This is a genomic window from Paenibacillus sp. MAH-35 (assembly GCF_058135425.1).
The window spans coordinates 220,454-241,550 of record NZ_JBYUPU010000007.1 but is presented as its reverse complement, the minus strand read 5'-3'; the positions used below and the strand labels follow the sequence as shown (position 1 = coordinate 241,550).

The window sequence follows — 21,097 nt, the reverse complement described above, 5'->3', positions numbered from 1 at the left end:
ATTCGTATTCGTATTTAGTAATCGATTTCTAAAGAATCGGGTTTCGGGTTCCAGATGCGGAGGTGATCACGGACGTTCATAGCGTTGCACACGGAACGTGCGGCGCAAACGGCAAAACTTTGTTCAGCTAGGGTAAGCTTATTCAGCAGGAGAGACAGTATGGGACAAAACCGATATCCGATAAGCAGGGAGGATATGTGAAATGAGAACGATGAAAAAACGCATCGGGTTATCCGCGCTACTGCTGGCTGCAATCGGCGCAACTTGTATTTGGCCGGATTCTAATGAAACCGCTTACGCAAGCGGTCCGATACCGGCTTTTCCCGGAGCCGAAGGCTTCGGCATGTACGCGACCGGGGGACGCGGGGGAGACGTGTACGAGGTGACTAACTTGAATGATAGCGGTCCCGGCTCGTTCCGCGAGGCAGTCAGTCAGGGCAACCGCACGATTGTGTTCCGCGTAGGCGGCACGATCGAGCTGAACTCGCCGCTTACTATTACCAGCTCCAATTTGACTATTGCCGGCCAGACTGCACCCGGAGACGGGATTGCCGTGATCGGCCGCCCTGTGCAGCTGTCCAATACCGACAACGTCATTATGCGACATATGCGCTTCAGACTCGGCGACCGGAACAATTTGGAAGCGGATACGTTTTACATGGGCAACAGCACGAACATTATTATCGATCATTGCTCGTTTTTGTGGGGGGTGGATGAAGTCTTTTCCGCCTATCCGAATGAAAGCGTTACCGTGCAATGGTCGGTCATCGGAGAAGCGCTGAATACGTCGGTTCACTCCAAGGGCAGCCACGGCTTTGGCGGCATATGGGGCAGCGGGACAAGCTATCATCATAATCTGATTACGCACAACAGCGACCGCAATCCGCGGTTTATGACGTACATGGAGCCTCCATACCCGAATGACCGTCTGATCGACTTGCGCAACAACGTTATTTACGATTGGGGATCGGTTACGAGCCATAGCGGGCAGGGCCTTGATTTTAATATGGTGAACAATTACTACAAGTGGGGCCCGTCAACCCAGACGGCGCGTAAAAATATGATTTTTACCGGAGGAGAAAATTCGACCGCCCATATTAGCGGCAATTACATGGACGGTTCGGCAGCCGTAACGGCGGACAACATGCTGGGCGTGATCAATCCCGGCGCAACCGTAACGTTTTCGCCCGCCGAGGTGCCGCGTTCTTCGGCGTACCCGACGACCTCGGTCACAACGCATACCGCTGAGCAGGCTTATGAACTTGTGCTGGCCGATGCCGGCGCAACCTTACCGAAGCGGGATTCCGCAGACGCTCGCGTGATGGCGCAAGTACAAGAGCGCACGGGCCGGATTATCGATTCTCAGCGCGAAGTCGGCGGCTATACGGCGATGCAGGGCGGGACGGCTCCGCTGGACAGCGATCACGACGGCATGCCGGACGCGTGGGAATTGCTGCATGGTCTGGACCCAAATCATCCGTCCGACCGCAACGGCGATATGAATAACGACGGGTATACGAATTTGGAGCAGTATTTGAACGGCATCATGGGCAATGGCTCGAACAACCCGCAGGTGAGCATCGTAAGCCCGGGTCTCGATTCGTTCCATACGGCCGGCGGCAGCATGACGATTCAAGCGGCGGCCAGCGACAGCGATGGCACGATTGCAAAGGTGCAGTTTTTTGCTGATGATGTGCTGCTGGGCGAGGCGCTCAGCGCGCCGTACTCGTACACGTGGAGCTCGCTTCCGGAAGGGACCTACAGCATCACGGCCAGAGCGATCGACGACAGCGGGACGTCGACGAGCACGCCTGCGCGACCGGTCTACATTCATAATACCGGATCGATTTCGCCGTGGAGCTCGGCGGACATCGGTACGCCCGATCTGGCTGGACACGCGGATTTGACAAACGGCGAATATACGGTTAAAAGCGGAGGAGCGATCCGCGGCACCGCCGACGCGTTTCACTATATGTACCGGCCGCTTTCCGGCAACGGGGAAGTTATCGTTCGCGTGGACGAGATTACCCGCACGAACCAGCAAGCCAAAGCCGGCATTATGCTGCGGCAAACATTGGCCTCCGATTCGCGCATGGTCATGCTCGCGCTTGATCTGAACGCGCAAAAGTTCGATCCCGCCCTGCTGAGACGCAGCGGCACAGGTAACACGATTCAGACAACAACGTATGAGGCGGGCGTACCGCTCTCCCACTGGCTTAAGCTGCTTCGTTACGGCGAACGGGTCATTGTTTCTCATTCACAGGACGGCTTGTACTGGACGAAACTGGGTGAAACGACGTTCCCGAGCGGAGCCGCCTATATCGGTCTTGCAGCCGATCCGGGCCAAGAACCGACTTTGCGACTACGGTACAATACATCGCGCTTTTCCCATGTGGTCTTCAACGAAATCCCGCCGCTGCCGGAAGCGCCGCACGGGCTGACAGCGTCTCGCTCAGCAAGCGATGTACGGCTGAGCTGGGAGCCTGTGAGCGGGGCGGACTCGTATACTGTCAAACGCAGCTTGACCAGCGGCGGACCCTACCGTACTGTCGGTTCTTCGGTTTACGGTCATTTTGTGGACAACAGTATGGAGGCAGGAACGAACTATTTTTATGTTGTGCATGCAGTGAATACGTACGGTGAAAGCTTCGACTATTCCGAGGAAGCAAGCGGAGCACTGCTCGGGACGAATCCGCTCACTGCGCTGACAGCGGAAGACTTCGAGACCGCAACCCTCGGCTCGCGCGTGCCGCCGCGTATTGTAGCTACTCCTGGCAATGAAACGAATTATGCGATCGTATCGGCTGTGCCGCCGGGCTCGACTGGCAATGGGTCGTCACTTGCCGTGGAGCTGTCCGATTCCTCCACGGCTCAGACAGTGGCCAGTGTGGCGATTCCGCCGCAGTCCGGTCTATTTGCAGCCGAAGCGGACTTCATGCTGCCGCAGAGTGTCACGCCGATCCGGGCCTTCAAGGTGATGAACGGCAATCGCGCCCATGTAGAGATTCTGGTATATAACGGCGTCGGCTGCCCGACTGTACCATGCTTCTCGTATCGTTCCGCGGCTGGCTATACTGCGCTGCCTGCGAACAACAGCTTCTCACCGAATACGTGGTACAACATTCGAGCAGAAGTAGACGTCCCGAATGAAACCGCGTCCATATCCATCAACGGTCAGCTGGCGGGAACGATTCCGTTCTTTTACGGCTCGGGCTGGACCGTTCCGGCTTCCATGAACGCAATCGGCACGCAAACGGCTTCGACCGCGCAGACCAGTGTATTTTGGGACAATATGCGGATAGGCGTCTATGGTTTGCCCGCAGCCGCTGCGCTGACCGGCAGCGGCGATCATGGAGCGGCGGAGCTGAGCTGGACGGCAGTCGACGGAGCGGAGTCTTATCATGTGTACCGGATGGATACGGGACTGAACCGCTATGTGCGCATTGCCGGAGGGGTTACGCAAACGACGTTCACGGACGAGGATGTATCCGGGGGGGCTGAGTACGTATATGTCGTCGCCGCCGTACGGGCTCTGACCGGGGAAGGGGAATATTCGGCTCCGGTGGAAGTTACGGTTGCCGGGGCGACCGTACAGTCGGTCACGTCGATGTTAACCGGCTACCGCACGTCAGGAGTAATGGACGAAGCGTTGTACCGCCAGCTAGATAACAGCTTACGGCAGGCGGAACACCATCATGGAATAGGAAACAGCAAGCAAGCCGCTCATTTTATACAAAAAATGATGGAAGACCTGGACCGGTTTCGCAAGACCGGGGCCTCGGCAGAAGCTGCATCCGAGTTGATGATGGCTGCGATCGTAGACATTCAGCGTCGATGGTACTAGACGGGGAAAGCCGCGTGAAATCGCGGCTTTTCTCTTTGCGCCTACAATCGGCTGCTTACTATGCCGAACGTGCAGGACCCTGGAATGGAAAGTCGTATTATTAATAGAGGATCATAACAACGGAATAGGGGTGGATTCGAATAAATATTAGTCGATTGGATCACCTGGTGTTAACTGTCACTAATATAGAAAAAACATGTGATTTTTATTCCCGCATTTTAGGAATGAAGGTTATTCCTTTTGGAGAAGGGAGAAAAGCGTTACATTTTGGACAGCAAAAGATCAACTTGCACGAAGCAGGCAAAGAATTTGAGCCGAAAGCAAAGTCGCCTATGTCCGGTACCGCTGACTTATGTTTTATAACAGAGGTTCCTATGGACGATGTAATTCGTCATTTGGCGGATTACAAAGTAACTATTGAAGAAGGGCCTGTAGGAAAAACGGGGGCATTAGGACCGATAACATCCGTTTATATTAGAGATCCGGATGGAAATCTGATAGAGATTTCCAATTACAACTCAACGACTGAGCAGCCGTAGTTCAACTCTAACTGAAGTGAAGGAAGTGCGAACCGTCGGTGACGACGGCTCCCCGGTTCGGGCCGTTGCAGTGCTGACCACACGTGAAACATGAATATTTTTTTTGGTCATATACATACATTCAGTATGTATGTTAGAATGAATGCATCCGAACAATCCAAGGAGGAACATCGTATGCATGTATCAAGCTTTTATCCCGTCATTATGACGACTCGGATCGCGGAGAGCGCGACCTTTTACACCCGGTATTTCGGGTTCGAGATTGTATTTGAAGCGGATTGGTATGTGAGCTTGAAATTGACGCGCGGCACCGTGCCGTTCGAATTGGCTTTGCTGGACCCGACTCATCCGACGGTTCCCGCGGCATATCGGAAGCCGGTGCAGGGGATGATTCTCAATTTCGAGGTTGACGATGTCGATGAGCAGTATGAGCGGCTGATCCGCAAGGAAAAGCTTCCGCTGCAGCTCGATATCCGCGACGAGGAGTTCGGACAGCGCCACTTTATAACAAGCGATCCGAGCGGCGTGCTGCTTGATGTGATCAAGATCATTCCGCCCACGGAGGCGCACAGCGGCCAATATGCAGAGAAAATATGGTCGGGCGATCCGGAGAGCGGCGGAAGCGCATGAGCGGTACGCAGCCATTGAAGTTGTACTTCGGAGCCGAACTGGCGCAGCGTTTATCGGATTTGATTAAGCCCCATTATGCGGAATTTCCGGTCCGTTCGTTCGTGGATTCTGTAGCCGGCTTAGTCGGTCCGCTTGAGCTGAAAGGGAGAGTTGCGGTCATTGCCGACGGCTTGAAGATGGCATTGCCCGATGATTACACGGAGAGTATCGGAATATTGATGCACATCCTGGGTCCGGAAAACGAGACGGACGAGGGGATGTTTACGAACGGGTATTTCCTGATGCCGGTCGCTTATTTTGTAGAAAAGTACGGGTTGGACCACTTTCAGCTATCGATGCGGGCGCTCTGCGAAATTACGAAGCGGCATACGGCGGAGTATGCCATACGGCCCTATCTGGATATATACTTGGAGGAGAGTATCGGGCAACTTGGCAGTTGGTCGCAGGATGCGAACTTTCACGTCCGCCGTCTGGTCAGCGAAGGAACCCGGCCGCGGCTTCCTTGGGCGAAGCGGATCGGCGCGCTGCGGGGAGATCCGGCCTGTAATCTGGCGCTCCTGGAGCCGCTGCTTCACGATCCGGCGCCTTATGTCCGCAAGTCCGTCGCCAACCACCTGAACGATCTGGCGAAAGATTATAAGGAAGTTGTGCTGGACTGGCTGCGGGAGCATCAAGCTTTTGGCGGGGATTCCTACAGATGGGTGGTCCGCCATTCGCTGAGATCGCTTGTGAAATCCGAAGACCGGGACGCGCTGCGGCTGTTGAACGAACTGTAAACTACAGCGGAACAGGAGCAGGAGGAAGGATGAGAAGAAGCAAGGAAGATACGAATGAAACGATACGTTTACTAATAGAGACGGCTGGACAAGTATTCACGAGGAAAGGATACGCGGATGCGGCGCTGGAAGATATCGCAAGCGAAGCGCAGCTAACGCGCGGGGCTCTGTATCACCATTTCGGCAACAAAAAGGGAATATTCCACGCCGTGCTGGAATCCGTGCAGAAACGTATCGCGGAACGAATCTTGACCGAATCCGCTCAAAGCGACGATGTGTGGAAGCAACTGCTGCTCGGCTGCCGGGCATTCGTTACGGCCGCCGTTGAGCCTCAGCACAAGCGGATTCTGCTCATAGACGGCCCTGCTGTATTCGGCTGGGAGGTGTGGCGCACGATGGATTCGCAAAATTCGGTGAGGCTGCTGCACGAACAGCTCCAACTGCTGGAACGGGAGCATATCCTTCAACCGGTGTCCGTAGATGCGCTCACTCCCGTCATTTCGGGAGCGCTGAATGAAGCCGCGCTCTGGATCGCTCAGCAGCCCGACGAGAAGCAGGCGTTAGCCGACTCCATGACGGCCGTATCGCTTATGCTGAACGGATTTAAGCGAAACGTATAATATGCTGGATAGATCGCTACGGCGGTCTTTTTTACCGTTAAAGCAAGAATGTTAAGTTTACTGAATCGTTAAAACATGAAAAGCCTCCGCTGGCGATGGGTCATTCATCGTGGGTAAGACTTCGTTTAGAAGCTTTTATTATTTACACGAGAACATATGTTTAATATGATAAATGGGTAATTATGGAATATGGAATGCTGGCGAGCATATACCAATAACAGGATTTGTGCTTTTGTCTAATTTGCCAATCGGAGGCGAATGAACGATGGATAGTTCGCGCGAATTAGTTTATGAACTGCTGGAACGAGCCTGTGTGATCGGCCAGGCGGACGATGGGCTGCACATCTTTTGAAGGGGATTACCGCGACGCGGCCGGGCAGATCGGGATCGGTTCCGCTCACGGATCGAACGTTACCGTTCAGTCGTTTCGCGTGACGGCCGAGACTACGGCAGAAGGCGGCGAAATTACCGGACCTCCGCGCATGTCGTGGGACGGCGGTTATATTTATGTGAAGGACGAAGAGCACGAGCGGGCAATCGACTGGTACACGAAACATTTCGGGCTCGAACTGAAGTGGCCGACCTGGAACGGCAAACAGGACCCCGCATCAGAAGCGGAGAAGATGAGCTCGCTTGCTTTCCCGCAGAGAGGGCTCATTCATCTGAAGTCGAGCCGATCAGCCGAGCCGCTTGCTCACTTCCATATTGATTGGGAGACTGGTAATCGTATTAACTTTTGGCATTACTGATCGACTTAACAGCTGATGACAGTCCTTTGACGATTTATCGTAAATAATCGGAAGGATATGGACTGTTGTAAAGCGAACAACCTCAAATGGATAAACGATACGGAGGTGAGCAAACTCCATGAAAGAATGGACAGGCACCGCGGCTGTATGTTTGAATGAACATCACCAGCTGTTGATGGTGCAGGGCGAAGACGGGACGGACTGGGCGGTTCCGTCGGGAGGATTGGAGCCGGGCGAGACGCTGCGGCAATGTTGTGTACGGGAAGTAAGAGAGGAAACCGGATACGAGGCGGAGGTTGTAGGCGAGCTGTTTGTCAAAAGGAAACAGACAGCGAGCGGCATTCGGGTGGAAACGCATTATTTCGAGGTTCGGGTGACGGGCGGCGAGTTGAGAATCGCAGATCCCGACGGGATCATTACTCATGTCGGCTGGAGAACGCCGGACGAAGTGAGCGGTTGTAGTCACGCTTACCCGGAAGATCGCGAATTTTTGATCGATTATATGACGTCGAAGCGGCAGCCGGAACGGTAAGCCGGATCTGCACGCGAGGAGCTGTTACCAGCTCCCCGTATGCATTAGCTATATCGGCTGCGCCATCTGAGGGACATGGTCGGGGGCGGCTGTTTCTTCGCCTTTCCACAGAAGCTGCATCTCGGCGCAAGTTTGGAGCAGTTCGGCAAGCGTTCCTTCCGCCTCGATCCGGCCGTCCTTCATAACGAAAATCCGGTCGGCCTGGATCAAGGCCGATCTGCGATGGGAGACGGCGATGCAAGTAACGTCGCGCTCTGCGAATAATCGTTCCCACAGCTGCTTCTCGGTGTGCACGTCGAGGGCGCTGGACAGGTCGTCGAAGAGGAACAAGTCCGCTTCGGTCATCATCATCCGCGCGGTAGCCGACCGCTGAATCTGGCCTCCGGACAGCATCACGCCGCGCGGGCCGACAAACGTCTCGAGACCGAGCTGGAGGTCTTCGACGTCTTTTTCCATTACGGCTAGCCGAATCGCCCGATCCAGAGAACCGGGAGACGGTTCGTGCCCCAGGACGATATTGTCCCGAAGCGTATCACTGAACAGCCGCGGCACTTGCGATGTGTAGGCGGTTCTGGGCGGGATGAGGAAGCTTGCCGGTTCATCCAGCTCGCGACCGTTCCAGCGGATGGTCCCTTCCGAACCCGGCAGCAGCCCGAGCAGCGTCCGGAGAAGAGTCGATTTGCCGGAGCCGATTCTGCCGGTTATTACGACGAATTGCCCGCGCTTAACCCGCAAGTTCACATCGGTAATACCATGATCCGAGTTCGGATACGTATAGGAAAGTCCAGTTACTTCCAGTTCGGCGAACCGGTCGTCCCGCTGGTCGGCGGTAACGGGCAGTTCGGGCGGGGAAGCGTACATATGCAGCTCGCTGTACTCGGCGACGCGGTCCTCTTCGCCGGGACGGAACAACTCGCGCATCCGGTTCAGCGACACCTTCAGCCGCTTATGCTGAAACACCATATACCCGAATAGCGAGATGCTGGAAGCGAACATGGTCAGGTACGACGTAAACAGGGCGAAGTCGCCGACCGTAAACCGGCCCGCCTGCATCTGGGCGGCGCACATCAGCAAGATGATGCCTGTGCTAACCGTCAGCACGTGCTGATTCAGCGAACGCATCCACTGTTTGAACAAATTGTCTTTGAGCGCAGCATGCCGGCGCGCCTCGTTCAGCACCGAAAAGCGGTTCAGCACATGCTCCTCCGCTTGACCGAGCTTGATCGCTTGTACGGCGCCGAACGTCTCGGCGATAAATCCGGTTAAGCGTCCGGACGCCTCGCGGCTCAACTGGTTGTATGTTCTCGCACGGTTGCCCGACAAGTTATTGATGAGGGAAACGACGACGAGCGGCAGGATCGCCACGATGGTAATTTGCCAGTTGATCCCGGCCATGATGAGGATTGCAATGACGGCGAACGAGAGGCGTCCCCAGAAATCTACCCACGATTCGACATATTCGACCGCTTCGTTGACGTCCTCCCGGAAGCGGGTCATCGCTTCTCCAGGCGAAGCGGGAAGATTGCGTCCCGGCCAGCGCATAATACCGGCGAGCATATTCGTACGAAGAAGCGCTTGAACATGATAGAAGTACGTGACCCATTTATAAAAGGCGATAAAAAATACGCCAACTCTCGTAAAACGGACGAGGGCTACGACGATTAACGGGACCGCCAGCCAGACGTAGCCTTGCGAGGGGGCCGCCACCCGGTCGAAAAACCACTGCATACCAAGACCGACGAGCAGCGGCATGGAGTGGAACACTCCCCATAGCAGTCCGTTGATTACAAACAAAGACAGCCGAAAACGAAGCAGCCGCCCCAGAAACCGGCTTACAGTCATGCCAACTCCTCCTGTCGATCGTCTCGAAGCAGTTCCGCGTAACGGGACTTCGGATCTTGCGCAAGCGCCTGCCGCGAACCGAATTCCAGAATGCGCCCGCCGCCGAGCACCATAATTTTGTCTGTTGCCTCCAGCGTCGATAACCGGTGTGCGATCACAATTCCGGTACATTGCTCCATCAGCTTGTCGACTGCGGTTTGCAGCGCCGCTTCAGTTGCCGCATCGAGTCTGGACGACGGCTCATCCAGAATAACCAGGCTCGGCTTCGTCAGAAATACGCGCGTAAGCGCGAACAGCTGCGCTTCGCCGGCCGACAGGGATGCGCCTCCCGCCTTCAAATGGGTATCCAAGCCTTGCGGCAGGCTGTCGATCCAGGGACGCAAGCCCAGCTTGCCGGTCGTATCCCATATCTCTTCATCCGACATCCGGCTGTTGAATAAGGTCAGGTTATCCCGCAGCGTCCCGTCGAACAGCTGGACGTCCTGCGTAACCATGCCGACGCGTCTGTACAAAACTTCCAGCCGCAGCGTCCGGATATCGACTCCGCCGATGCGAATGACGCCGCTGTTAAGGTTGTACAGGCGAAGCAGCAGCCGGCTGATACTCGTTTTGCCGCTGCCGGTGCGCCCGATCAGGCCGAGACGTTCGCCCGGCTCCAGCCGGAAGCTGATGTCCCGCAGAACCGGATTGCCTTGGTTATAGCTGAAGTTTACATGGGAGAATTCCACCGCGAGAGGGCCTTCGGGAAGCGAATCCTCCGTTCCGCCGCGGATTTCGCTTTCCATCGAGAGGATCTCACGGGAACGGCGCATGCCGGACTTCGCTTTCTGGAACTCCTGCATCTGGTTGCCAAGCTGTTCGATCGGATCGTTTAACATTTGCGTATATTGAAAGATCAGGAACAGAGCACCCAGTGTCACTTGTCCCGTTATATACAGATGCACGCCCATCAGCAGCACGGCAGTGACGGCGACCGCAAACAGCGATACCGTTACGTTCCAGGGAACGACGCGCAGCATCCAGGCTTTGCGTCCCCGCACGAACACGTTGCGCATGGCGAGATGAAACCGTCTCATCACGTACGGGACGCTGCCGCTCGTCTGCACATCTTCGATGCCGGCAATCCGCTCCTCGATAAAGCCGAATAACACTGCGCTCGCTTCGCGCTCCGCCTGGGACGATTTGACGCCCAGATCGCGAATGACGAACATCGCGCCGACGGATACGCACGTGAATATCGTCATCACGATGGCGATCGGCCAGTTGAAGACGAACATATAGCCTAAGATCCCGGCGAGCAGAATAAAGCTGCCGACGATCTGGACGACGAACATCGCGAAGAAATTCGACATTCCTGATACGTCGCCGTCGATGCGCTCGATCATTTCTCCGGGCGTCTTCACGTTATGAAACCGCATGTCAAGACGCAGGCAATGGTTCAGCAGATCGGCCCGAAGCCGGTTGGTCGCCCTCCACGCCACATCGTTGCCCAGGTAGCTTAACAACACCGTTAGAAGCTGGCTGCAAACCGCCAAGACAAGAAAAATTCCGGCGAGCGTCAGTAAGCTGTCCAAGGGGCCTTGGCTGGATGCGGTGTCAATAAATCGCTGGATAATCTGAGGATTGAGGAGCTGCCCCCCCGTAGACGTCAGCAGCAGAAGCAGCAGGACGAGCATTCGTCCTTTAACCGGCAGAAGATATCGGAGCAGCCAGGTGATCGAACTTGGTTTATTTTGCGGCATGCCGCACCTCCATGTTGCTTTTGACAATGATTTTTGTCCGACTGCCCCTGGACTGGACATGCCAATGGAAAAAACTCCAAGCAAAGCGCGCCCGGAGTCAAAGGGACGACGAGACAATGTATTCCCATCATACAAGAATTTGCAATAAAAGGAAGGTAGAGAATCGGTATAACCGTTGTTGGTGCGGCGGGAAGCGGAAACATTCCCTATTGGGAAGGAATCGGATAACCGGCGAGAAATAAGTATAAATCGATACAGATGATTGAAAGGGGCAAATGTTAGGGTGATAGTAACGTGATCCAAGCGTTCTTGTTTGATATGGACGGAGTGATCATCGACTCTAATTCCGTCGCGTACGAGTTGCTGAGTGAAGCTGCCCGATCCTACGATTGCAGCATAACGGCTGACGAGATCAAGTCATGGGGGAGTTTAAGCTCCCGGCAATTTTGGTCCATTGTGAAGGAACGCTACAACTTGCCGCATGACCTTTCTACCTTGATCGGCAGCTATAATCAAGACCGCGAGATCGAGCTGTACGCATCTATGCAGCCAGTCCCCGGGGTGCTGCCGTTTTTGTTGGAGTGCAAGGAGCATGGAATGAAGACGGCGCTCGCCACAAGCGCATCGAGAAAAAGAATGGACGCCGTCCTGGATTTGTTCGGGCTGCGCGACTTATTCGATGTTACGGTATGCGATGAAGAGGTGGCTGCCTCCAAACCGGACCCGCAGATTTTTTTGCTGGCTAGCGATAAGCTTCAGATTAATCCCCGTGAATGTATCGTAATCGAAGATTCCCGGAACGGGTGGTTGGCGGCTAAGCAGGCCGGTATGAAATGTCTCGGCTTTAAAGGACTGAGCCATGTCGATGAAGATATGACAGGAGCCGATCTGCAATTTCACCAGTTTCAGGAGCTTTCGGTTGAGGGGCTGGTTCGCCGCTTTTCGCTCGATTTCGTACCGCTTGATCGGGAAGGGCTCGCTCTGCTGGAAGCGTGGTTTCAGGACCCGGAGGTGCGAAGCTGGCTAGGCGGTATACTGCCTTTAGACCGTTGGTATCGCTTCGTTCAGCAAAGCTCCGATTATTACGCGTGGAACGTATATGAAAACGGGAGCGCGGTCGGTCACATTCATATAGAGACGTACGCGGACCGTACCGCTTCGGTCGGGCTGCTGGTTCATCCTGCAATGCGATTCCGGGGCTACGGAGCCCGTTTGCTGCAGTATTTGCTTGACCGGCCTGAGCTTATGGGGATCGAAACCGTCAAGGCGTATGTAGAAACGGAAAACCGGGCCAGTCTACGTTGCTTTCAAAAAGCCGGGTTTATCGAAGAAGGTTTGGACCCTGACGGATTGGTTGTATTCACTTATCCGTTTCCGGCTGGAAATTGACTGGCGGAATTGCTAGCGGAGAACTCATTCGATAGAATAAGAGAAATGGATGAAGATGGCTAATCGGAGGCCAGCACCTGGCTCTCGATGTGTCGTATGGAAGGAAGGCTGCCAAGATGACGGAATTACACACGATTGCTGAACCCGATGTTTTGAAAAAACGGCTGATGGCTTTGACCGCGCTGGATCTGATCCTTTGCCCGGAGGAATGGCTGCGGTATCACAGTTTTATAGTGGAGTGGGCACCTCAAGTTTCGCTGGCGAAGATCGATAACGGGGCAGGCGACCACCTGTTTGTTTTGTTTACTTCGGAAGGGGTTATTATGAAAGGGTTCGATCACGAGTCGGCCTTAAGCCCTCACGCGGGAGTCGAATACGAGGTATGGACCGGTATTTATGACCAAACGCCGGAAGCACTTCTGGCTTGGCTGGACGATGAGGCGCTGGAGAAAGACGAGGTCACCTTCTGCCTATGGCGGGAAGCCGGAGATTCCGTCTGGCGGAAAGGCAACGTAGAAATCCCCGACGGGGAGGAGGATGGCTCCGGCTTTCTGCTCGGTACGATCTTTGAAACGCCGGAAGATTATGCCGATTGGGCGGAGGGTTACTTCGAGATGACAGTGCCGCTTGAAACGGTGCAGCAGATCTACGCCGGCGCTCCGATTACGGCCGACATGATTCGCACTTTGAACGCGGAACGGGATGTAGCGGAGGCTTTGCGAGAGTTGGAGGAGCTGTTTGCGGGTATATAACCTATCGGAATAGAGGGACGAGCATGAGCCTTTATGTGAAGGAAGCAGGCGATTCCAACAAGCCGCTGCTTGTCTTTCTGCACGGAGGAGGGGTAAGCGGCTGGATGTGGGACAAGCAGGTCCGCTATTTCCAGGACCGTTATTCCATCTTAGTCCCAGATCTGCCGGGTCATGGCAACAGCGCCAACGTGCGCTTCATTTCGATTCGCGATACTGCTGCGGAGATCATGAAGCTGATTAAAGAAAGACGTAACGGGCGGGACCTGACGATCGTCGGATTCTCGCTGGGTGCTCAAATTGCTCTGGAGATGCTGGGCCTGGATCAGGCGACAGCCGATCGGGCGGTTATCGTGAGCGGACTCGTAAAGCCGATGAAAACTACTTGGAAACTTCTCAAGCCGCTGACCCACTTGTCGATGCCGCTTATGAAGAGCAGGACGTTTGCGAAGCTGCAAGCTCGGGTATTGTACATTAGAGATGAAGATTTCGAGTTCTACTATACAAATTCCAGGCAGATGGACGAAACGGACCTGCTTACGGTATTGGAAGAGAACATGTCGTTCGGGATTCCACACGGTTATACGCGTAGTGGCGCCAACCTGTTAGTTCTGGTCGGGGGCAAGGAGAAAAAAGCGATGCTCGAATCCGCGAAACTTCTTGCACAGAGCCACCCGAACGGCACCGGATATGCGATCCCGAAAGTCGGGCACGGCATATCGCTGGCCAATTCGGATCTATTCCATCGAATTCTTGACAGCTGGATGTCGGAGCAGGAATTGCCTAGTGAGTTGAACCCGATCTAGCCGGATAATTCGTGGGGATACACGTGTAGATTGCGCGCAGTACGTTCGCCACTACCGGAGGGCGGCATCGTTCGTTTTGCGAGTCGCTCACTTGAGTTTTCAGCAGTCAGTCGGGCAGGGTGGGACCGGACTTTTTACGAATAAATCCGGCTAGCCAAGGAAATACAAGTAAAGCTGCTTTATGTCCATACTTTACCGAATGGCTGATAAGTACAAGGATCATGTTTTTATGTTTAACTCTGTGGTTGAGTATTAGGAATACAAATTCATGATAAGAGGAGACCAACAAGATGACGATACCAGGCAATAAGTTTGTTCCGTTTTTTACGTTTGACGGACGAGCCGAGGAAGCGATGAATCTGTATACTTCGTTATTCGAGCATTCGCAAATTATGAATATAACCCGATACGGGGCTGAAGGTCCCGGGAAGGAAGGCAGCGTTATGCATGGCACCTTCCTGTTGAACGGTCAAACGTTCATGTGCATCGACAGTCCTGTCAAGCATGAGTGGACCTTCTCGCCGGGGATCTCCATCTATGTGAACTGCGAATCGGAAGCGGAAATAAGCCGTGCCTTCGAAACGTTGTCGCAAGGCGGTGTAGTGTTAATGCCGCTTCAGGCGTATCCGTTTGCCAAACAGTTCGGCTGGGTCGCCGATCCGTTCGGAGTTTCGTGGCAATTAAGCTTGCAGTAAGGGAACCGCGGTGATCCGGAAGGGGAAACGGCTGCTTGCTTCGGCAATCGGCTGGAGCGAAGGTATCCGTTCCCTCCAATGCACTAACGTCTGGGATTGCACATCAACGACCGTCCGCTCTTTTACGGACGGTTTTTCTATTGATACGAAAGGAAGAGACCGGAGTGGATAGGTTCATGGTATAATATTCGATAACTTACGACAGACACCAGGCACCAGACACAGAGGACAGAGGACAGAGGGCGGACAGGAGGAGCAGATGAAGGAGCACGAGCAACGTACTCAGGGGGACATCGATAGAGAGGAGACCGGCAAGGAGGAGGAACCGGTATGGGAAGAGCCGGACTTTCTCGACACGGATGAGGATGAAGCGGATGAAGCCGAAGAGCGGGCATACTTCGAACGCAAAGCGAGAGCGAGACAGCGCCTGAAAAAATGGATCGCGGTCACAGCTATCGCCGCTATGCTCGGCAATGTTGTCGCCTTCTGGCCGATGCTTTACAATATGCAGGCGATTCAGTTTCTGGCGATTTCGAGGAAACTGTCGCAGGACGATTCGATCGCCCGGTACAAGCAATCCGTGGTCGTCGTCGGTACGGAAGATGGAAAAGGCACCGGATTTGTCATATCGCCAGACGGTTATATTGTCACGAACCATCATGTGATCGACGGAAAGCAGAAAGCGTTTGTGCGTTTTTCAGAAGGGGCGAGCCATGAAGCGGAAGTTGTGATCAGTGAGGAGACTCTCGACCTGGCTGTGCTTAAGATCGTATCGCCCGAGTCCCAACTTCCGGCGCTTCCTCTCGAGCGGGAGTCCAAGTGGCTGCCGGGCAATCCGGTGTATGTGATCGGCAATCCTCTATTTTTCAACCATATCGCAAACCAGGGTACGATCGTTGGCGAGATCCCGGTGCAGGGTCTGGATGTGAAGGCGATGGCGCTCCGCGCTCCGATCTACAAAGGCAATAGCGGCAGTCCGGTCATCAACGAAAGCGGCGAAGTGATCGGAGTCGTATTTGCAACTACACAAGTTGAACTTGGCGGAGAGAAGGAGAAGATGGGGCTGGCCGTCCCGATCCGCCATCTGATTCCGCTGCTGGAGAAACAGTATGGCGGTCAATGACGGACGCGGAGACGGCAACGGAATTATGGCTGATGAGGAGAAAAGAGCCGCCGGATACTCGCTTTTCGTCTGACCCAGCCAGCCGTTCATTTCAAGACACGAGACAACTGAGGGGTCATCCGTAGCGCTCTCCCACCATGACCATATACGCCGGATCGGGCCTTGTCACCGTTCTCTCAGCAAATCGGTGTGCATATGCAGTAGGATGAATTCTAGAAATGGGCTCCTAAAATTACCGGGAGCTCTTCCTTTTTTGCTGATTTTGGGTTAAACTTTTGCGGTCAAGCCTCATAAGCGCTGATAGTATCCAACTTGAGGGGAGCAGATAGTGCGTGAGTAATAGAGCGGTTTTTTTGGGATCGGATGACAACGGGAAACGAACGCAAGTATATGACAGCGGTTTCTACGAACAAATGGACGGGATTCTCGAATTTATGGCGGAGCCTGTGAACCACAAAAACATCGAGTCTTTCGAGTCCGAGCTTCGGGACGTGGAGATCGCTTTCTCGACATGGGGGGTTCCGCGTTTTACTGAGGAGGAAATCAAGCGGTACTTGCCGAAATTGCGGGTATTGTTTTATGGGGCGGGGTCGGTGCAAACGTTCGCTCGTCCTTTTATGGCTTGCGGGGTAACCGTCGTCAGCGCATGGGCGGCGAATGCGGTTCCCGTCGCGGAGTACACGGCGGCTCAAATCGTATTGGCGAATAAAGGATTTTTCCGCTCGGCCGCGATGTGCAAATCCGATCACTTGGAGTCGAGAATGCTGGCGGACCAGTATCCGGGCAACTACGGCGCGAAAGTCGGCATACTCGGCGCAGGCATGATCGGCAGCATGGTCATCGAGAGACTGCAAGCGTACCGCATCTCGGTCGAAGTCTTCGATCCTTATTTGTCGGAGGAACGCGCAGCCAAGCTGGGAGTCGTCAAGTCGGAGCTGGTCGATCTGTTTGCGAACTGTCATACGATCTCGAACCATTTGGCAAACTTGCCTGCGACGGTCGGGATTTTGAATAAGGAGCATTTCGATCGGATGATGCCTTATGCGACGTTTATCAATACCGGCAGGGGCGCCCAGGTCGTAGAGCCGGACTTGATCCGGGCCCTGCGGGAGGTGCCTACTCGGACGGCGCTGCTGGACGTCACATACCCGGAGCCAGTACGAAGGGACAGCGAGCTGCTGCAGCTGGACAACGTTATTCTGACTCCCCATATCGCAGGAAGCATGAGCCGTGAGGTTGCGCGTATGGGGTTGTATATGGCGGACGAATGCAAGCGGTATTTGAACGGCGAGGCTCTGAAATTCAACGTGACGTATGACATGCTGGAAACGATGGCTTAATGGAACTTGTCCGTCATATGTGGAGAAAAAGTGTGTCCGTGCTTGTCGGCTCACCTTTTTCTCTTTTTTTTGAGGAGGATAAGGGTGGTTTATGAGGCTGTCGATTCAATGTGGACAACCAAGTGGAAAGGGAAAAGATTACCTTCTGGCGAGTTTTGTCTGGAATCCCCTACCTTACAATCCTTATTCAATCAAGGGATTCAGGACAACCTGTCTGAGCAGAAGAAGGTAACTTTTCACTTGGAACGGTCTGCTAACACTTCTACACAATGAATCGACAGGCTCCCCAGAGACTCCAATTTGTGAAGTCACAAAAGTACATTTGCGATTTTTGTTGCCCCGCTCATAACCGATGTTTCTCGAGAAAAAGGACCTCAGTCTCCACGTTACAGTGGGACTTGAGGTCCTTTTGTCTGAAAATCGTCTCCCATGTCATACGACACTTTGGAGACAGCCTCTTCCTTATGTCACTGGCGTGGGACGCAGGATTACCGGCTTTCGGCGGCCTGAAGAGACAACACCGGCCGGACTTTGTCGCCGATGCGCCACTGGATGCCGATCATAACCAAGATGACCGCCAGCATCATCAGGAAAGCGGGGAGAAAGCTGTTATAGGCATCATGCAGCAGGCCGATGGCAAACGGTCCGGCCGCACCAATGACGTAACCGCCGCATTGCGACATCGCCGACCAGCTGCCGGCTTCTTCGGCCGTGTCGGTTTCGACGATCGGCAGCATCAGAGCGAGCGGGAACAAGCCGCCTGCGCCGAGACCGAGACATACGACTGCAACCGATAGCGGGAGCCCGGATACCAGCAGAAGGATGCCGATTAGTTCGCATGTACTGCACAGGATAAGAAACTGCCGGCGTTTGCCGGAACGGGCGACCAGCGAGGGCACGATCACCGATACCGGAATTTGGACAAGCGTAAATACGGTCAGCAGCAGCGCGGCGTTTGTTTTGCTGTAGCCGAGACTTTGGGCGATCGGCGAAATCCATGCGGTTAACGAATAAAACATGCTGGCCATCAGCCCGAAGAAAAATGTGAGCATCCAGGCCCGCTTGCTGCGTATGGGAAGGCGGGAGCGGGACGCCGGCAGTCCGTTTTCGTTACGCTTCCGGATGAGCCCCGCCCAGATCAGCAAGGCGAGCACGCCCAAGACGGCCCAACACGCCAGGGTCAGCGGCAGATTGTTCCCGGTCCGGGCGTATACCGGAATCGACAGGCCGGAAGCCATAGCGGCGCCCACCGTCATCGAGGCGGAATACACGCTGACGATTCCCGGATGGTTCGGGAAATACTTTTTGATAAAACCGGAGAGCAGCGGTCCGGCCAAACTGATACCGATTCCAGCGACGACCGCGGTCAGAATCAGGAGCGTTTCCGAACCGATAAGTCCGCGTAACGCGGTGGCTGCCGTAACCAATGCGAGAGCAAGAAAAATCGTGCGTTCGAGACCGATCCGATCCCGAATCGTGGTCGCAACGACCGCGAATACCCCCATGCACAATACGGGAAGCGTAGTCAGCAAGCTGGCTGCCACTCCGCTCATTCCCGTGTTGGCCTGGATCGTCTGCAGCAAGGGAGCCACCGATGTAATTACGGGGCGTAAATTCAAAGCCGCCAAAAAAATAGCGGCCAGCAAATAAAAGGTTCTCATGGGCACTCCATCCTTTATATTTCGCGGTTAAGTAGTAACTACGAGTATAGAGAAGGAATGAAAATTGATCAATACTATCGTTTCTATTATAATCATAGAAAAATACTATTGATGGAGCGAGGATATGGATACCCGGCAAATTCAATATTTTTTAGCCGTTTGCGATCATCTTCATTTTACTAAAGCGGCAAACGAGCTCGGGATCAGCCAGCCAACTCTAAGTCAACAAATCCGCGTGCTGGAAGACGAGCTCGGTATGCCGCTGTTTGACCGGATCGGCAAAAAAATCGTGCTGACCGAAGCCGGCAAGCTGCTGCTTGTATACGGGGAGAAAATGCTTCAAGCCGAACACGATGCCAAACAATCGATTCAGGAATTGTTGCGGGGCGGAGGCGGGACGATTCGGCTCGGCGTTCTTCCTTCCGATCTGGACTTCCTGCTTGTGCCTCTGTTTATTCATTTTCATCAGCACTTCCCGTCCACGCAGCTTCAGGCGATCTCCACGCTGCGGATTCAGGAGGAAGTGTTGGACAATACCGTGGATCTCGGAATCGGCGTGAGGAATACTCCGGACAACCGGTTAACTCAAATTGCGCTTCGCTCCGAGCCCTACGAACTGGTGGTTAACCGCTCCCATCCGCTGGCGGGACGGAAGGAAGTGAAGCTGCGCGAAGTGGAGCCGCTGCCGCTGGTGATGTATCCGAGAGGGTTCCTGGGGCGCGAGCTGGTAGAGAAGGCGTGCAGGGAGGAAGGATTTCACATCTCGACCGTCATGGAGACGACGACGGCTTCTTCGCTGCTGCAGCTCGTCAAAGCCAATATCGGCGCGACGATTCAACCGCAAAGTCTGCTGAAACGGGGGCCGGAGCAATACGAACTGCTGGCGATTCCGATCACCGACCGTCCTCCTGTCCGTCACCTGGAGCTGGTCCATCGTTCGGACCGGTTTATCAGCGCTGCCCAGAAGCAGCTAACCGGGTGGCTGATTGAATTTTTTGAGCGCTAAGATCGCATGCAGGCGAAAGCTAAACACCAGATTCCAGCAGACCCCGGTCCGTGTCCAGGACGCCGGGGCATTTTGGGGCCTGTCCGAAGCGTTAACCAAATAGGCATTCGCACATATGATGTGGGGGAAATGGCAATTCGGGGAGGACATGTGAGATGGCTGACGTATTTGTGGCTCGTTCGCTGGATGAAGTGCGATTTTGGTCGCGGATTATGAAGGAGCATTCTTTGTTTTTGAAGTTGGGGTTCCGGTGTGACGACACTCAACTGATCCAGGAAGCCAACCAGTTCTACGCAATATTCGAGTCGATCGAGAACCGGGCAAACAGCTATACGGCCGGGACCGATCCGCAGACGATCCGTACATTCAATGAGGATACTTATGTCGCCGTATCCCACATATGGGCATTCAAAAGAAAAGTGCTCGGATTAATCCTGACATGCCAACTGCCGGGGGCGAACAATTTCCCGCTGCTGGTTGATCATGTGAGCAGGGAAGCCAACTATTTCAGAAACCGGCTGGCCGAGCTGAACACCGGTAGACTGGAACCGCTGCCTGATGCGATTATCGATGAAAATGTGTTCTTTCTGCGAATTATGGCCGATCATGCCAAATTTATCAGCCATCTGCTCGATCCTTCCGAGCGGAAGCTGGTGCAGCAGGCGAACGAATTCAGCCACGATTTCGACCAACTGCTGTTCCAGGCCAAAGATTTGGAATCGATGAGGCCCCAGTCGCAGACCGCACCGCTGCTCGATCAGTTTCTCGATCAAAACCGGGTCTCGGTCAAGTCACTGCGCGATTTCAAGAAGACGGCGCGCGAATTAATCGAAGCATGCCGGATCAAAAGCATCATTCATCCGCTGCTTGCGGATCACGTGTTCCGCGAAGCCGAACGTTTTCTGTTTCTGATCGATATGTTCGAAAACAGTTTGACGGGAAAGCCGGTTCCTGCCGCACATGAACTGATCATGGATTGACGGCTGCATGAGCCGGAGTGTATAACCTGGAAATCGTCCTCTGAAGGGGCACAGGAGCTAGAGCGGTATACCCT

The 21,097-nt window shown here is 54.3% G+C and carries 18 protein-coding genes; 15 read left to right on the top strand and 3 right to left on the bottom strand.

Translation table 11 applies throughout. The features are described 5' to 3' along the window. Positions 1-202 precede the first annotated feature (202 nt). The 7 genes from AC3Y2E_RS10460 (at position 203) to AC3Y2E_RS10430 (ending at position 7,690) form a co-directional block, all read left to right on the top strand. Positions 203-3,844: an Ig-like domain-containing protein gene (locus tag AC3Y2E_RS10460; RefSeq protein ID WP_379209844.1), complete on the top strand. Its 3,642-nt coding sequence runs from the start codon at positions 203-205 to the stop codon at positions 3,842-3,844. 140 nt (positions 3,845-3,984) lie between these two features. Beyond that, positions 3,985-4,383: a VOC family protein gene (locus tag AC3Y2E_RS10455; protein WP_379209922.1), complete on the top strand. Its 399-nt coding sequence runs from the start codon at positions 3,985-3,987 to the stop codon at positions 4,381-4,383. A 174-nt stretch (positions 4,384-4,557) separates the two neighbouring features. Next, a complete protein-coding gene (locus AC3Y2E_RS10450; protein ID WP_379209842.1) occupies positions 4,558-5,013 on the top strand; it encodes a VOC family protein in 456 nt (151 codons plus the stop codon). Next, positions 5,010-5,789 (top strand): DNA alkylation repair protein, encoded by a 780-nt coding sequence (locus tag AC3Y2E_RS10445; protein ID WP_379209840.1) that lies wholly within the window; start codon positions 5,010-5,012, stop codon positions 5,787-5,789. The genes AC3Y2E_RS10450 and AC3Y2E_RS10445 overlap by 4 nt, the downstream gene beginning before the upstream one ends. Positions 5,790-5,818: 29 nt before the next feature. Further along, the gene (locus tag AC3Y2E_RS10440; RefSeq protein ID WP_379209838.1) at positions 5,819-6,409 is read left to right on the top strand and encodes a TetR/AcrR family transcriptional regulator; all 591 of its coding nucleotides are present in this window, start codon (positions 5,819-5,821) and stop codon (positions 6,407-6,409) included. 332 nt (positions 6,410-6,741) lie between these two features. Then, positions 6,742-7,158: a hypothetical protein gene (locus tag AC3Y2E_RS10435; protein ID WP_379209836.1), complete on the top strand. Its 417-nt coding sequence runs from the start codon at positions 6,742-6,744 to the stop codon at positions 7,156-7,158. Between the two features lie 118 nt (positions 7,159-7,276). Further along, positions 7,277-7,690: an NUDIX domain-containing protein gene (locus tag AC3Y2E_RS10430; protein ID WP_379209834.1), complete on the top strand. Its 414-nt coding sequence runs from the start codon at positions 7,277-7,279 to the stop codon at positions 7,688-7,690. 48 nt (positions 7,691-7,738) lie between these two features. Here the strand turns inward: AC3Y2E_RS10430 and AC3Y2E_RS10425 are convergent, their stop codons facing one another. Both AC3Y2E_RS10425 and AC3Y2E_RS10420 read right to left on the bottom strand, forming a co-directional pair. Next, complete coding sequence (locus tag AC3Y2E_RS10425; protein WP_379209832.1) at positions 7,739-9,532, bottom strand: ABC transporter ATP-binding protein; 1,794 nt, start codon at positions 9,530-9,532, stop codon at positions 7,739-7,741. Then, positions 9,529-11,274, bottom strand: a complete 1,746-nt coding sequence (locus AC3Y2E_RS10420) for an ABC transporter ATP-binding protein (protein WP_379209830.1) — start codon at positions 11,272-11,274, stop codon at positions 9,529-9,531. The genes AC3Y2E_RS10425 and AC3Y2E_RS10420 overlap by 4 nt, the downstream gene beginning before the upstream one ends. A gap of 294 nt (positions 11,275-11,568) precedes the next feature. Between AC3Y2E_RS10420 and AC3Y2E_RS10415 the strand changes: the two genes are divergently transcribed. From AC3Y2E_RS10415 to AC3Y2E_RS10390, 6 genes are all read left to right on the top strand, one after another. Then, a complete protein-coding gene (locus AC3Y2E_RS10415) occupies positions 11,569-12,663 on the top strand; it encodes an HAD-IA family hydrolase (RefSeq protein WP_379209828.1) in 1,095 nt (364 codons plus the stop codon). A 116-nt stretch (positions 12,664-12,779) separates the two neighbouring features. Continuing rightward, positions 12,780-13,415 (top strand): hypothetical protein, encoded by a 636-nt coding sequence (locus AC3Y2E_RS10410; RefSeq protein ID WP_379209826.1) that lies wholly within the window; start codon positions 12,780-12,782, stop codon positions 13,413-13,415. A gap of 23 nt (positions 13,416-13,438) precedes the next feature. After that, on the top strand, positions 13,439-14,218 hold the full coding sequence (locus AC3Y2E_RS10405) for an alpha/beta fold hydrolase (protein WP_379209824.1): 780 nt from the start codon (positions 13,439-13,441) through the stop codon (positions 14,216-14,218). A gap of 290 nt (positions 14,219-14,508) precedes the next feature. Continuing rightward, a complete protein-coding gene (locus AC3Y2E_RS10400; protein ID WP_379209822.1) occupies positions 14,509-14,913 on the top strand; it encodes a VOC family protein in 405 nt (134 codons plus the stop codon). Between the two features lie 259 nt (positions 14,914-15,172). Then, a complete protein-coding gene (locus AC3Y2E_RS10395; RefSeq protein WP_379209820.1) occupies positions 15,173-16,036 on the top strand; it encodes a S1C family serine protease in 864 nt (287 codons plus the stop codon). Positions 16,037-16,368: 332 nt separating this feature from the next. After that, positions 16,369-17,376, top strand: a complete 1,008-nt coding sequence (locus AC3Y2E_RS10390; protein ID WP_332071564.1) for a hydroxyacid dehydrogenase — start codon at positions 16,369-16,371, stop codon at positions 17,374-17,376. Between the two features lie 488 nt (positions 17,377-17,864). Here the strand turns inward: AC3Y2E_RS10390 and AC3Y2E_RS10385 are convergent, their stop codons facing one another. Further along, entirely contained in the window at positions 17,865-19,037 is a 1,173-nt protein-coding gene (locus AC3Y2E_RS10385) for an MFS transporter (protein WP_379209817.1), read from the bottom strand. Positions 19,038-19,161: 124 nt separating this feature from the next. On the opposite strand from AC3Y2E_RS10385, the gene AC3Y2E_RS10380 reads away from it, so the two are divergent. Together AC3Y2E_RS10380 and AC3Y2E_RS10375 are read left to right on the top strand one after the other, a co-directional pair. Further along, a complete protein-coding gene (locus AC3Y2E_RS10380; protein WP_379209815.1) occupies positions 19,162-20,043 on the top strand; it encodes a LysR family transcriptional regulator in 882 nt (293 codons plus the stop codon). Positions 20,044-20,198: 155 nt separating this feature from the next. After that, complete coding sequence (locus AC3Y2E_RS10375; protein WP_332071567.1) at positions 20,199-21,023, top strand: DUF2935 domain-containing protein; 825 nt, start codon at positions 20,199-20,201, stop codon at positions 21,021-21,023. Positions 21,024-21,097 lie beyond the last annotated feature (74 nt).